A 13,609-nucleotide genomic window follows, 5' to 3' on the forward strand; every position below is an offset into this window, starting at 1 on the left:
CCGTCCGCATCGGACGGATGGGCAAAACCGGATGGGTCAGACGGAACCTCGGGTAGATCGGGAATCGAGGGAAGGTCAGTCGGCGGATCCGGCCGGGACATGTCATCCTCCTCCGGCACCACCGGAAGATCCGGAACGGCAGGCAACCCGGAAGGCGGCCGGGCACGATCCGGGGAAGGACGCGGCCGGGAACGCTGAGGCCGGGAACGAGGCAACGACGGAATCCGAAAATGATCAGGAATGGCGAGCACATCCGGAACAATCGGACGGTGCGTCCCTTTTGATGGCTTCTGTGACTTCTTCGGCCTGGTTACCGACGACGAGACAGAAGAATCGGAATCCACACGATCACCAGCGTCGCCCGTACCCAAAGAATGATCATTATCGGGCGAGACCGGAGGCGGAGCCGACGGGGAGACCGAAGGTGAGGGCCGCACCGGCCCGGTCGCCGGCGGCGGCAGGAACGGCGCATCCATCGCACCCGGCCCTTCCCGCACCGACATCTCCTTCGACCCCGTCGTGATCACCGCGAGGGTCGGCACCGACGCGAGCCCCACCAGCAGCGCGACCATCAGCACGTACCGCCGGGTCGGACCGGAGAAGCCGAGGTCCTCCCGGTACACACCGTTGAGACGTTTGCGGAGCACCTTGAGTGGCGGCGTGAAGCCGTCGTCGTCGTGCAGGTGCGGCACCGCTCGACTCCCCCCAGAGAAATCGTCAACCCGGATCCGTCTCGGTCGAAGGGGTGAACGACGCATGGGGCATTTCGGCAGCGGCGCCGTCGGGCCATTCGTGCAGGAGTGGGCGTACAAAAAGCATTAAAACGGACAAAAATGGTTAACGATGCGTCAACAGAAACTTCTTTTCGTGATCCACGCGATCTGTAACGGCGCTCACTCCCTCTGTCAGGATGGGAGCGACGGCACCGCCGCCGTCGCCTTCCGCCAACCAGCGGGGCCACGGCGGGCCGTCCCCGGTAGATGCACGTCATCTGCCGGAGCACGCCGCGCGGCAGCCCCACCCGGGTCAGGCGCGGCAGACCCCCGCGGTTCAGCCGCGCGGCCGGGAGACACCCGCCGCGGGCGTAGAGATGAAACAGGAGAACACGGATGGCGAAAGGCGGAAGCGAAGCCGGAACCGATGTTCCGGCAGGCGGCTTCGTCCAACTGCTGGCCCCCGACGGTGAGCGGATCGACAGCGTCACCACCCCTGACGGCACGACCTACTCCGTCGACTTCACCGACGAGGAATACCGGGACCTCTACCGGGACCTGGTGACCGTGCGCCGCCTCGACGCCGAAGCGGTCGCTCTGCAGCGGCAGGGTGAGCTCGGCATCTGGGCCAGCCTGCTCGGGCAGGAGGCAGCACAGGTCGGCTCCGGCCGGGCGCTGCGCCCGCAGGACATGGCGTTCCCGACGTACCGCGAGCACGGCGTCCTCTACTGCCGCGGCATCGACCCGATCATGCCGTTCGGCCTGTTCCGCGGCGTCGACCAGGGCGGCTGGGATCCGAACGAGTTCAAGTTCAACACGTACACGATCGTGATCGGCTCGCAGACGCTGCACGCCACCGGCTACGCCATGGGCGTCACGATGGACGGCAAGACCGGCAGCTCCGACGGTGAGGCGGTCATCGCGTATTTCGGTGACGGCGCGACCAGCCAGGGCGAGGTCAACGAGTCGTTCGTCTGGTCCGGCGTCTTCAACGCACCCATCGTCTTCTTCTGCCAGAACAACCAGTATGCGATCTCCGAACCCCTCGAACGGCAGACCCGCGTCCCCCTCTACCAGCGCGCGGGCGGCTACGGCTTCCCCGGCATCCGGGTCGACGGCAACGACGTGCTGGCCACCTACGCGGTGACCCGGGCGGCGCTGGACAACGCCCGCAACGGCCAGGGTCCGACGCTCATCGAGGCGTACACGTACCGGATGGGTGCGCACACCAGCTCGGACGACCCGACGCGCTACCGGATCGCCAGCGAGGTCGAGTCGTGGAAGGCCAAGGACCCGATCAGCAGGCTCAAGGCGTTCCTCGCCAAGCAGCAGCTGGCCGACGACGCCTTCTTCGGCGAGATCGACGAGGCCGCCAAGAAGCAGGCCCTCGACCTGCGGGAACGAGTGCTGGCGATGCCTGACCCGGCACCGGTCAAACTCTTCGACGACGTCTATCCGAACGGCTCCCCGGAGATCGACGCACAGCGCCGGGCCTTCACCGAGTACCAGGCGACGTTCGAGGGGAGTGGTCACTGATGGCCGAGACGATGAGCTTGGGCAAGGCCCTCAACCACGGCCTGCGCCGCGCCCTGGAGAACGACTCGAAGGTCGTCATCATGGGTGAGGACGTCGGCAAGCTGGGCGGCGTCTTCCGGATCACCGACGGCCTGCAGAAGGACTTCGGCGAGGACCGGGTGATCGACACCCCGCTGGCCGAGGCCGGCATCATCGGCACCGCTGTCGGCCTGGCCATCCGCGGGTACCGGCCGGTCTGCGAGATCCAGTTCGACGGGTTCGTGTTCCCGGCGTACAACCAGATCGTCGCCCAGGTGGCCAAGATGCACTACCGGTCGAAGGGCAAGGTGCGCCTGCCGATCGTCATCCGCATTCCGTACGGCGGTGGCATCGGCGCGGTGGAGCACCACTCCGAGTCGCCCGAGGCGTATTTCGCGCACACCCCCGGCCTCAAGGTCGTGACCTGTGCGAACCCCGCCGACGCGTACACGATGATTCAGCAGGCGATTCTCTCCGACGACCCGATCGTCTTCTTCGAGCCGAAGCGGCGGTACTGGGAGAAGGGCGAGGTCGAGCTCGGCACCGGGTTGAGCGGGGCGTTCCCGCTGCACGCGGCGCGAGTGGCCCGGCCCGGTGCGGACGCGACGCTTCTCGCGTACGGCCCGATGGTCCGGGTGGCGCTGGACGCTGCCGCGGCCGCCGCCGAGGACGGTCGCAATCTCGAGGTCATCGACCTGCGCACGCTCTCGCCCGTCGACTATCCGGTGATCTTCGAGTCGGTCCGGCGTACCGGCCGGGCGGTTGTCGTGCACGAGGCGCCGGGCAACCTGGGCATGGGCGCCGAGCTCGCCGCGCGGATCACCGAGGAGTGCTTCTACTCCCTGGAGGCGCCGGTGCTGCGGGTGACCGGTTACGACACGCCGTACCCGGCAGCGCGCCTGGAGGAGGAGTACCTTCCCGACCTCGACCGGGTGCTCGACGCCATCGACCGTTCCTTCGGCTGGTGACGCCGATGTCGCGGATCAAGGAGTTCACCCTGCCCGATCTCGGCGAGGGTCTCACCGAGGGCGAAATCCTCGCCTGGCTGGTCAAGGTCGGTGACACCATCGAGCTGAACCAGCCGATCGTCGAGGTGGAGACCGCGAAGGCCGCGGTCGAGATCCCGGCGAAGTGGGGCGGCGTCGTCACGAGGATCTTCCACGAGGCCGGCACGGTGGTCGAGGTCGGCAAGCCGATCATCTCGATCGACACCCAGCCTGGCGCGGGCCCCGCACCATCTCCCTCAGACGCAGGCGAATCAGCGGCATCAGGTGATTCCGGCGAGGAGACTCAAGCCGGCCTCATCGGTGGTCCGGCTCCGGGCGGGCGCACAGCCGTGCTCGTCGGTTACGGCCCGAGAACCGCAAGTGCCAAAAGACGACCCCGCATCGGTACGGCCGACGCGTCACCAACCCCGGCTACACCGCCCCCGCCTGCGGCGGCTACCGCGGTGGGCACTGTCGCCCCGCCGAGGGCCGCTGCTCCGTCCGGCCCCGTCCTCGCCAAGCCGCCGGTGCGCAAGCTCGCACGGGATCTGGGCGTCGACCTCGCCACGATCACCGGGACCGGTCCGCTGGGTTCGGTGACGCGTGACGACGTACAGCAGGCACTGGCGCAGCCCACGCAGCCCGCACCGGTGCGGCCCGCACCGGCCGCCGCGGTCTTCGACTCCTCCCGTGAGCAGCGCATCCCGGTCAAGGGTGTGCGAAAGCTGACAGCGGAGAACATGGTCGCGTCGGCGTTCACCGCGCCGCACGTCACGGAGTTCCTGACCGTGGACGTGACCCGTTCGATGAGGGCGCTGGAGAAGTTGAAGGCGCGGCGCGAGTTCACCGAGCTCCGGGTCTCCCCGTTGCTGCTGGTGGCGAAGGCGGTGCTGCTCGCGGTGCGGCGCCACCCGATGGTCAACTCGGCGTGGTCGGCGGCGACGAACGAGATCGTCGTCAAGGAGTACGTGAACCTCGGCATCGCCGCGGCGACCGAGCGCGGCCTGATCGTCCCGAACGTCAAGGACGCCGGCCGGCTCTCGCTGCGGGAGCTCGCCGAGGCACTGAACGAGCTGGTGCGGGTCGCGAAGTCGGGGAAGACCTCCCCGGCCGACATGTCCGGCGGCACGCTGTCGATCACCAACGTGGGCGTCTTCGGTATCGACACCGGCACCCCGATCCTGCCTCCGGGCGAGTCGGCGATCCTGGCGTTCGGTGCGATCCGGCCGACGCCGTGGGTGCACAAAAACAAGATCAAAATCCGTCAGGTGACCACGCTGGGGCTCTCCTTCGACCATCGGATCATCGATGGCGAGCTGGGGTCGCGGTTCCTGCGTGACATCGGCACGTTCCTGGAGGACCCGGAGGCGGCACTTCTCTCCTGGACTTAAGAAAAAGCGGCTCGACGATCGGGTGACCTTCGATCGTTAGGCAGATGACCCAGCTCACCCCTTAATAATTTGGCTCTGGTGTCACCGGCGGCGCATACTTGGATCATCACCTGGGATGTGCGCCGACGGTGACCGCCACAAGCGGGCCGGCGACGCCCGTCAAGAGCCGGCCCAGTGACAGGCCGGGGGAAAGAGCAGTGCAATGAGCATGATGGACCGCATCCGCCGGCGTCGGATGGTCAGCCGCGAGACCAGGGCCATCAACCAGGCCTGGACCTCCGCCCCGTCGCAGGCCATGCGCGACGAGATCGCGATCTTCGCCCAGCGTCGCATGCCCTTCTAGGGCGACCTCGCCCCGCTCCGGCTTTCTTTCGAAACACGCCTTCGGGGCACACCTGCACAGACGGCCCGCCCGGATCACCCGGGCGGGCCGTTTCGTGTCAAATACCACTCCTGAAGATCGGGCGCTCGTCCCTCAGGGGCGTACACCGGGATTCCGGCTGCCGCGCGCGCCCGGTACGGTTGGGCACGGTTCCCCATCCGGCGCGGCCGGCCGGTGCGGGTGACCAGGGGCTGGGCGGCGATTTCGCCCGACCCCGGCACGGCCTGGCCGGAAAGCTTGGCACGGCCCTTCGGCGGAAGGTCGCCGGTGGGGTCGCGTCCGTGCAAAGCTGGCACGGCCGCATCGATGAGGAGGCGCGTATGACGTCCGAGGGGCACCACGCCGGTAACCCGGCCGAGGCCACATCGGGCGGACCCACGTCGGGCAACTTCCCGCCCGACCCCGATGGTCAGCGAATCTCGGGCCGCGCGTCGGCCCCCGCACCCGGCACCGAGGGTTCACCCACCTCGTACGGGCCGCCTCCGCAGAGCACCCCCAACGGTGGGTCGCCATTCGTCGTCCCCGCCGTCTCCACGTTTGGCTCCGGCCCGACGCCCGGCGGCACGTCGTACGGTGCGGCTCGCGCCCCGCAGGGTGAGGAGGCCTCACCGTACGGTTCGGTCTCCCCCGGCAGCGCGGGTTCCGCCTCGCCCTATGGGAACGGTGCGCCTCCGGCCCAGCCCGGATTGTCCGCGCCGCCGGCCCCGCCCGGGTTTTCTGCGCCGCCGGCCCCGCCCGGGTTTTCTGCGCCCGGCGCGCCTCCGGCCCAGGCGGGCCAGCCCGGATTCTCCGCGCCCGGTGCGCCCGGTTCGCCCTACGGCGCACCCGCGGCCTCCGGCTCCGCCTCGCCGTACGGTTCGGCTCCCGGCACTCAGCCGGCCGCCGCGTTCCGGCCGGCCTCGCCCTTCGAGCCCGACCCGGCCGCTGGTCAGCCGCAGACGCCCCACACGCCGCAGTCCGCGTGGGCACCCTCGTCGTCCGGTGAGCCCGCTGCGCCGTTCGCTCAGCCCGCTGCGCCGTTCGCTCAGCCCGCTGCTTCTTTTGATCAGCCCGCTGCTTCTTTTGATCAGCCTGCTGCGCCTGCTCCTTTTGCTCAGTCCGCTCCGCCGGCGCAGGCACCGGCCTCGGACAGCCCGTTCGCCCGGCCCGCTCCCGGTCTCGACCCGAGCATGGGCGCGGGTGGCGGCTCGAACGGCCTGCCCACCAGGACGCCCGGCGCCACCAACCCGTCCGACGACTTCGGCGGCAGCCAGGGCACACCGTTCTCCGCCTTCGGCGGCCAGCCGGTGCGTGTACCGGGCGCCGCACTCTCCGACCTGCCGGACACGCCCCACCGGCCCGACGGCGGCTTCCCGCCCGGCCCGGACGCCAACGAGGGCTCGGCCTTCAGCGGGCCTTCGGGTCCGGGCTTCACCGCGAGTCCGGGCTTCACCGCGCAACCGGGCTTCACCGCGGGACCGGCTCAGAACAGCTGGCTCCAGCAGGAGGCCGGCCGTTCCGCGGCCGCGGTTCCCGAGGCGCCCCGGCCGGCGACCGACACGTTCCCGGCCCGGCGCGGTGAGAGCGGTGGATTCCCGCTTCGCGCTCCGGCCGGCTCACCCACCGACGCCGACCCGGCCGGCACCCCGCCCGGACTGGACCTGCCGGTTCGCAGCCAGCAGTCGTTCGGCTCCTCGGCGTACCCGTCTTCCGGCCAGCCCGCCGAGCCCGAGGCAGCGGCCGCCGTCGAGTCGCCGACCGGCGGCTCCGGCTTCCCGCAGCGGGTGCCCGGCGCCGCGCTCAGCACCGGTGGCAGCCTTCCCACGCCGGCACCGACGTCCGGCGGCTCAGTGCCCCAGCCGCGCGACCCGAACGAGCGCCCTCCGGCGGTCGGCTCGGCACGCCCGGTCACCGCAAGCGCCTCGGTGCCGAACATCCGGGTCAACCCGGCCGACGCCGCCGAGATGCCACCGCCGCCGGCCGCCGCACCGCAGGCCCGGGTCTACGGCCGCCCCGCTTCGGCCCCGCCCGCGGTGAGCGACCCCGCCGACGACAGCCCGGTCTCCTCGCAGCCCGCCGACGAGCAGCCCAAGCGCGCCAGGATCCCGTTCCCGCCGCCCGGCGACCCGTTCCCGCAATCCGGCGCCCCGTTCCCGCAGCCCGGTGGCCCGTTCGCCCAGCCCGGCGACCCGTTCTCGCAGCCCGGCGACCCGTTCTCGCAGCCCGGCGACGGTGCGAGCCCGTTCCCGCGTGGCGAGAGCACCGCCAACCCGTTCCCGCAGCCGGATGACAACGGCGCGGGCCCCTTCCCTCGCAGCGAGGACAGCGCCAACCCGTTCCCGGCCCGCGGCGACGACAGCGCGTTCCCGGCCCGCGGCGACGACAGCCCGTTCCCGCAGGCCGGCGACGAGCCGAGTGGCGGCCACAACCTCGGCCGGCGTCCCGGCTCCGGGACCTACGGCGCGCCCGCAGCCTCCCCCCAGCGGGAGGAAGAGGCCAACCCGTTCGCCCCGCGCGCCGAGGAGGGCAACCCCTTCCCGCCGCGCCCGGACGACAACAACCCCTTCGGCGCCCGCCCGGACGACAACAGCCCGTTCGGCGCCCGCCCCGAAGAGAACAACACCTACGGCGCACGGCCGGACGAGAGCGACACCTACGGCGCGCGCCCCGAGGAGAACAATCCCTTCGGCCAGCGTCCCGAGGCGAACAACCCGTTCGGCCCGCGACCGGACGGCGCCAACCCGTTCGGTCCCCGCACGGACGAGGAGCCGAGCGGCGGGATAGCCGCAGCGCTCGGCGGTGAGACACCCGGTGTCGCGCCGCAGTCGCCGGCCCGGGCCACCGCCCGCGCCTCGGCGAGCGCACGAGTCGCTCCGCCGGACGCCCCGGGCAGCGGCGCCCCGTTCACTCCGCCCTCGCCGTACACGCCCCCGGGCTCCCCGGCGCAGCCCGGCACGACCTTCGGCGCGCCAAGCTCCCCGGCGCAGCCCGGCACCACGTTCGGCACACCGGCATCCCAGGCCCAGCCCGGCACCACGTTCGGCACACCGGCATCCCAGCCCCAGCCCGGCACCACGTTCGGCACGCCGGGATCGCAGGCCGGCAGCCCGTTCGGACCTCCCGGGTCACCGGCTCAGCCCGGCAGCCCGTTCGGCCAGCCGCAGCCCCCTGGGCAGTACGGCAACCCGTTCGGCGCTCCGGCGGGACCGGCGAACGCCCCCGACCAGTACAACGAGCACACCACCGACGTCGCGGGTCGCGGCAACTCGCCGTATGTCCCGGCACCCGCGCTTCCGCCGATGCCCGGCGAGCCGGACCCGCGGATGGGCACCTCCGGCGTCTACCCGAACAGCCCGGCAGCACACGCCACCGTCACCCCGCCCAGCCCGGAGGACACCACCAGCTGGCCCGGCCCGGACGACCAGGGCAAGTTCGACCAGTTCAAGACGACCGACTCGCCCCCGCCGGCGAAGGCGACCGTGCGCACGCTGCCGGTCACCGCGGCCGTGGTGATCGGCGCCACGCTGCTGCTCGGCCTCGTGTTCGGCCTGGTCTACCTGATCTCCGGGGACGACGAGTTCAACGTGGCTCAGGGCCAGTGCGTCAAGCGTGACGGCGACACTCCCGTCGTGGCCGCGTGCTCCGAGTCCGGCACGTACCAGGTGGTGTCGATCGCGGCCACCAAGGAGCAGTGCGCGGACGCGACCCAGCCGTACATCGTCGTGCCCAAGGGTGACGGCACCCAGGTCCTGTGCCTGAAGCCGAACCCCTGATCGAAGCCCTCGGGGAAGAACCCCTGAGACCCAGGTAATCCCGCCGCGGTCCCGATCATCCGGGACCGCGGCGTTAGGGCACCATGGGCGGATGAACTCATCCGTGCGTGCACCCGAACTCAAGGGTCGCGGCTGGCTCAACACCGGCGGTAAGGCCCTCACCCTGGCCGATCTGCGGGGAAAGATCCTGGTCCTGGACTTCTGGACCTTCTGCTGCATCAACTGCCTGCACGTCCTGGACGAGCTGCGGCCGCTGGAGGAGAAGTACGGCGACGCCCTCGTCGTGATCGGCGTGCACTCGCCGAAGTTCGAACACGAGCGCGACCCGGCCGCCCTGGCCGCCGCCGTCGAGCGGTACGGCGTGCACCACCCGGTGATCGACGACGGCGACATGCACCTCTGGCAGCAGTACGCCGCGAAGGCCTGGCCCACCCTGGCCGTGGTCGACCCGACGGGTTACCTGGTCGCCTCGATGGCCGGTGAGGGCCACGCCGAAGGCCTGTCCCGCCTGATCGACGAGCTGATCGTCAAGCACGAGGCGGACGGCACCCTGCACCGCGGCGACGGGCCTTATGTTCCTCCGCCCACCCCCGACGGCCTGCTCCGTTTCCCCGGTAAGGCGATCGAGCTGCCGAACGGCAACCTGCTGGTCTCCGACTCGGCCCGGCACTCCCTGGTCGAGGTCACGCCCGACGGTGAGACGCTGGTCCGCCGGATCGGCGGCGAGACGCGGGGTGAGCCGTTCAGCGAGCCGCAGGGCCTGGTCGTGCTGCCGGAGCAGGTGGCCTCGATGGCCGGCTACGACGTGGTGATCGCCGACACGGTCAACCACCAGCTGCGCGCGCTCGACACCAGCACCGGCGAGATCACCCTGGTGGCCGGCTCCGGCAAGCCGTGGCGTTCCGCTGTGGACGACCACCCGCACGACGCGCTTGCCACCGATCTCTCCTCGCCGTGGGACCTGGCCTGGTACGACGACAGGGTCATCATCGCGATGGCGGGCATTCACCAGCTGTGGTGGTTCGACCCGATCAAGCGGACCGTCGGCGTCTACGCCGGCACCACTGTCGAGGCGCTGCGTGATGGTCCCCTGCCGGACGTCTGGATGGCTCAGCCCTCCGGCCTTTCGGTCAGCGCCGACGGCAAGCGCCTCTGGATCGCCGACAGCGAGACCTCGGCCCTGCGCTACGTCGAGGAGAACGTGCTGCACACAGCGGTCGGCCAGGGCCTTTTCGACTTCGGCCACGTGGACGGCCCGGCCGCGGAGGCGCTGTTCCAGCACCCGCTCGGCGTCGCCGCGCTGCCCGACGGCTCGGTCCTGGTGGCCGACACCTACAACGGCGCCATCCGCCGCTTCGACCCGGCGGCGAACGAGGTCTCCACGGTGGACTCCGGTCTGGCCGAGCCGAGCGATGTGCTCGTGACGGCGACCAACGAGGTGATCGTGGTGGAGTCGGCCGCGCACCGGCTGATCCGTCTCGCTCCCGGTGTGGTGAAGACGGTCACCGGCGAGCGGCACCGGACGGAGCGCCCACCGTCGCACCTGGCTCCCGGCGAGGTCACCCTCGACGTGATCTTCACGCCGGCGCCGGGCCAGAAGCTGGACAGCCAGTTCGGTTCCCCGCTGCGGCTCACCGTCTCGGCCTCCCCGGCGGAGCTGCTGCTGGAGGGCGACGGCGTCACCACCGAGCTGTCCCGGCGGCTGGTTCTCAACCCCGACGTGCCGAAGGGCATCCTCCAGGTGGTGGCGCAGGCCGCGACGTGTGACGTGGACGCCGAGTACGGCGCCTGCCACCTGACCCGGCAGGACTGGGGCGTACCGATCGTGATCGACCGGGCCGGGCCGGACCGGCTGCCGCTGATCCTGCGGGGTGTCGACCCGAGCGCCGGCTAGAACGGGCGAACGTCCAGGGCGGCGGACAGCCCGTCCCGTACCGCACGTGCCAGCTCGACCGCTCCGGGCGTGTCCCCGTGCACACAGATGGAGCGAACCGGGCACGCGATCACTGAGCCGTCGGCGGCGACCACCTCGCCGCCGACGGCCATGCGTACCGCCCGGTCCACGACGTCGCCCACCTCGTGGACCAGCGCATCGGGGGCGGACCGTGGCACCAGCCGGCCGTCCGGCAGGTAGCCGCGGTCCGCGAAGCCCTCTCCGACAACGGTCAGCCCCGCCGCGGCAGCCTGCCCGGCCAGTACCGATCCGGGCTGGCAGAGCACCGGCAGCGAGGCGTCGTAGGCGAGTACCGCGGCGACCACCGCGGAAGCCTGGCCCTCGTCCACGGCCGCGGTGTTGTAGAGCGCACCGTGCGGCTTCACATAGCGGACCCGATCGCCGGCGGCCTTGCAGAACGCCTCCAGCGCGCCGATCTGGTAGAGGATGTCGTCGCGCAGCTCGTCCCGGGCGTAGTCGATCCGCCGCCTGCCGAAGCCGGCGAGATCGCGGTAGCCGACCTGAGCGCCGACGGCGACGCCTCGCTCCGCGGCCGACCGGCACACCCGGTACATCGTGGACGGATCGCCGGCGTGGAAGCCACAGGCCACGTTCGCCGAGGTCACGACGTCGAGCAGGGCATCGTCGTCGCCGAGTTTCCAGGCGCCGAAGCCTTCGCCGAGGTCCGCGTTGAGATCAATCGAGGTCACGAAAACGAACCGTAGTCCCCGGGCGGGCCTGCGCGAGCGGCGTCACGTCATCCACCACACCGATGACCGGGTAGCCGCCGGTGGTCGGGTGGTCGGCCAGGAAGATGATCGGCTGCCCGTCCGCCGGCACCTGCACCGCGCCGAGCACGACACCCTCGGACAGAAGTTCGCCGGCCCGGGTGCGGGTCAGGGCGGTGCCGGCCAGCCGGGCACCGACCCGGTTGCTCATAGGGCTGATGGCGTACGCGGAAACAAACAGCCCTCTACCCTCGAACCAATCGTCGCGCGGCCCCAGCCGGATGCCGAGCACGAGTTCCCCGCCCGGTACGTCCGGTGACGCAGGGTCCGCGATGTCCCCGCCCGGCTCGGACCCGTCCGGCTGTGACCCCACCGGCAAGGTCATCCCGTCGGTCAGCCGCTCGGGCCCCAGACCGGCGAGGGTGTCCGTGGATCGGCTGCCCAGCACCGGCTCCACGGCGATCCCACCCGCCACCGCCAGGTACGACCGCACTCCGCGCACCGCACGCCCGACCTCCAGCACGCCACCCGCCGGTACCCGTACGACAGGCCCCTCCACCGGCTGCCGGTCGAGCTTGAGTGTCACCACCGCTCCGGTGATCGCAACCGTGGCCGCCTCCTCGAAGCGCAGCTTGCAACCCAGGAGCGTGGTCTCGAGTCCGGCCGCCTCCGGCACGTTGCCGACCAGGCGGTTCGCGCGGCGCAGCGCCGGGCCGTCGAGCGCACCGGCTCGCGGAACTCCGAGGTGCGCGTAGCCCGGCCGGCCGAGGTCCTGCACGGTCGTGAGCGGTCCCGCCCGCAGAACGGTGATCACGCCGCCACCAGCCGAACGCGAGTCCCCGGTGACAGAAGGGCGGGCTGTTTCCTGCGTACGTCAAAAAGATCTATGTCGGTCTGACCGACCAGCTGCCACCCACCCGGGGAGGCCGTGGGGTAGATGCCGGCGTAGCCACCGGCGAGCGCGACCGCGCCGGCCGGCACCCGAGGCCGCGGCGCAGCCAGCCGGGGCACCGCCCAGGCCTCAGGAAAACCGCGCAGATAGGCGAAACCGGGCGCGAAGCCACAGAACGCCACGATCAGCGGGGTGTCGACCAGCCGGCGCACCGTCTCGTCCGTGGTGACCCGCCAGAGATCGGCCACCGAGTCCAGGTCCTGACCGTCGAAGATTGTCGGAATCCGCACGAGATCCCCCGCCGCGCGGGCCTCACCAGGAGTCGGTCCCCAAGCCGCCAGCAGGGTCTCGGTCCCCGGCTCCACACCGTCGAGCAGGACCGTACGCGCGCCCGGCACAATCTCCGTGACCCGCAGTTCCCCGCGCTGACGGCGCCGCCAGAGCTCGGCACGCCAGTCTTCGACGTGGTCGGAATCGGAACATTCGATGAGCAACGCGGTGGCGCCCACCCGTCGTACCTTCATGAGGAAATCATCAGCGACAGCCAACCGTATTCGGCATCACTACCTGCCAGTAACCTACGGTGCCGTAACCTGGGATGCGTGACAACCTCAGCCCCGTTCCGGATGAAGCCGGCCGACCTCGGTAAACCGCGACTGCGCGGCCGGTTGCATCAGTACGCGTTCTTCGTTGCCCTCGTCTGCGGCGTCGTGCTGTGTTCGATCGCGTTCAGCCGACCCGGCGTCGCACCGTTCGTGAGCTGCCTGATCTACAGCGTCACGGTGTGCGGGCTGTTCGGCACGAGCGCCCTCTACCATCGGCGGGTCTGGAGCGAACGCGGCTACCAGATCATGCGCCGGATGGACCACTCGATGATCTTCATCTTCATCGCGGGTACGTACACGCCGTTCTGTGTGCTGCTGCTCGACCCCGGAAAGGCCACGCTGATGCTCAGCCTGGTCTGGGGCGGCGCCCTCGGCGGCGTCGCGTTGAAGGTGATCTGGCCGCATCTGCCCCGCTGGGCGGGTGCGCCGCTCTATGTGGCCCTCGGCTGGGCCGCGGTCGCCATCCTGCCCGACGTCCTCCACGGCGGCGTCACCTGCCTGGTGCTGCTGATCGCGGGCGGCTTGATCTACACCGTCGGGGCGGTCTTCTACGCTCTGCGGCGGCCGAACCCGTGGCCGACCGTATTCGGCCACCACGAGTTCTTCCACGCCTGCACGCTGGTGGCCGCGATCTGCCACCACATCGCTGTTTACTTCGCCCTGTACGCCTGAC

General features: G+C 70.9%; 10 protein-coding genes. 7 read left to right on the forward strand and 3 right to left on the reverse strand.

Annotated features, from left to right (window positions below; translation table 11 throughout):
• The first annotated feature begins 1,109 nt into the window (after positions 1 to 1,109).
• The 6 genes from pdhA (at position 1,110) to ACFQV6_RS09545 (ending at position 10,672) form a co-directional block, all read left to right on the forward strand.
• Positions 1,110 to 2,249, forward strand: a complete 1,140-nt coding sequence (gene pdhA / locus ACFQV6_RS09520; RefSeq protein WP_378027009.1) for a pyruvate dehydrogenase (acetyl-transferring) E1 component subunit alpha — start codon at positions 1,110 to 1,112, stop codon at positions 2,247 to 2,249.
• The gene (locus ACFQV6_RS09525) at positions 2,249 to 3,235 is read left to right on the forward strand and encodes an alpha-ketoacid dehydrogenase subunit beta (protein ID WP_378027010.1); all 987 of its coding nucleotides are present in this window, start codon (positions 2,249 to 2,251) and stop codon (positions 3,233 to 3,235) included. The genes pdhA and ACFQV6_RS09525 overlap by 1 nt, the downstream gene beginning before the upstream one ends.
• 5 nt (positions 3,236 to 3,240) lie before the next feature.
• Positions 3,241 to 4,644 carry a dihydrolipoamide acetyltransferase family protein gene (locus ACFQV6_RS09530; RefSeq protein WP_378027011.1) on the forward strand — a complete coding sequence of 468 codons (1,404 nt, stop codon included), beginning with the start codon at positions 3,241 to 3,243 and terminating at the stop codon, positions 4,642 to 4,644.
• A gap of 202 nt (positions 4,645 to 4,846) precedes the next feature.
• Positions 4,847 to 4,987 (forward strand): hypothetical protein, encoded by a 141-nt coding sequence (locus ACFQV6_RS09535; RefSeq protein WP_378027012.1) that lies wholly within the window; start codon positions 4,847 to 4,849, stop codon positions 4,985 to 4,987.
• Positions 4,988 to 5,346: 359 nt separating this feature from the next.
• Positions 5,347 to 8,778 carry a hypothetical protein gene (locus ACFQV6_RS09540; RefSeq protein ID WP_378027013.1) on the forward strand — a complete coding sequence of 1,144 codons (3,432 nt, stop codon included), beginning with the start codon at positions 5,347 to 5,349 and terminating at the stop codon, positions 8,776 to 8,778.
• A gap of 91 nt (positions 8,779 to 8,869) precedes the next feature.
• The gene (locus ACFQV6_RS09545; RefSeq protein WP_378027014.1) at positions 8,870 to 10,672 is read left to right on the forward strand and encodes an NHL domain-containing thioredoxin family protein; all 1,803 of its coding nucleotides are present in this window, start codon (positions 8,870 to 8,872) and stop codon (positions 10,670 to 10,672) included.
• Here ACFQV6_RS09545 and ACFQV6_RS09550 read toward each other — a convergent pair.
• From ACFQV6_RS09550 to ACFQV6_RS09560, 3 genes are read right to left on the reverse strand one after another with little or no spacing between them, the layout of a single operon-like run.
• Positions 10,669 to 11,412: a LamB/YcsF family protein gene (locus ACFQV6_RS09550; RefSeq protein ID WP_378027236.1), complete on the reverse strand. Its 744-nt coding sequence runs from the start codon at positions 11,410 to 11,412 to the stop codon at positions 10,669 to 10,671. The two genes, ACFQV6_RS09545 and ACFQV6_RS09550, sit on opposite strands and share 4 nt — an antisense overlap.
• Positions 11,408 to 12,253 (reverse strand): biotin-dependent carboxyltransferase family protein, encoded by an 846-nt coding sequence (locus ACFQV6_RS09555; RefSeq protein WP_378027015.1) that lies wholly within the window; start codon positions 12,251 to 12,253, stop codon positions 11,408 to 11,410. The genes ACFQV6_RS09550 and ACFQV6_RS09555 overlap by 5 nt, the downstream gene beginning before the upstream one ends.
• On the reverse strand, positions 12,250 to 12,855 hold the full coding sequence (locus ACFQV6_RS09560) for an allophanate hydrolase subunit 1 (protein ID WP_378027016.1): 606 nt from the start codon (positions 12,853 to 12,855) through the stop codon (positions 12,250 to 12,252). The genes ACFQV6_RS09555 and ACFQV6_RS09560 overlap by 4 nt, the downstream gene beginning before the upstream one ends.
• Before the next feature lie 78 nt (positions 12,856 to 12,933).
• Between ACFQV6_RS09560 and ACFQV6_RS09565 the strand changes: the two genes are divergently transcribed.
• Positions 12,934 to 13,608 (forward strand): hemolysin III family protein, encoded by a 675-nt coding sequence (locus ACFQV6_RS09565; RefSeq protein WP_378027017.1) that lies wholly within the window; start codon positions 12,934 to 12,936, stop codon positions 13,606 to 13,608.
• Position 13,609: the final 1 nt, after the last annotated feature.

The organism is Actinoplanes sp. GCM10030250, from assembly GCF_042666575.1.
Taxonomy (GTDB): domain Bacteria; phylum Actinomycetota; class Actinomycetes; order Mycobacteriales; family Micromonosporaceae; genus Actinoplanes.

Bases quoted from the DNA above. Each gene is read 5' to 3' on its own strand.
- ACFQV6_RS09535 (WP_378027012.1), top strand. From the start codon at position 4,847: ATGAGCATGATGGACCGCATCCGCCGGCGTCGGATGGTCAGCCGCGAG.
- ACFQV6_RS09560 (WP_378027016.1), bottom strand. From the start codon at position 12,855: ATGAAGGTACGACGGGTGGGCGCCACCGCGTTGCTCATCGAATGTTCC.
- ACFQV6_RS09545 (WP_378027014.1), top strand. From the start codon at position 8,870: ATGAACTCATCCGTGCGTGCACCCGAACTCAAGGGTCGCGGCTGGCTC.
- pdhA (WP_378027009.1), top strand. From the start codon at position 1,110: ATGGCGAAAGGCGGAAGCGAAGCCGGAACCGATGTTCCGGCAGGCGGC.
- ACFQV6_RS09525 (WP_378027010.1), top strand. From the start codon at position 2,249: ATGGCCGAGACGATGAGCTTGGGCAAGGCCCTCAACCACGGCCTGCGC.
- ACFQV6_RS09540 (WP_378027013.1), top strand. From the start codon at position 5,347: ATGACGTCCGAGGGGCACCACGCCGGTAACCCGGCCGAGGCCACATCG.
- ACFQV6_RS09530 (WP_378027011.1), top strand. From the start codon at position 3,241: ATGTCGCGGATCAAGGAGTTCACCCTGCCCGATCTCGGCGAGGGTCTC.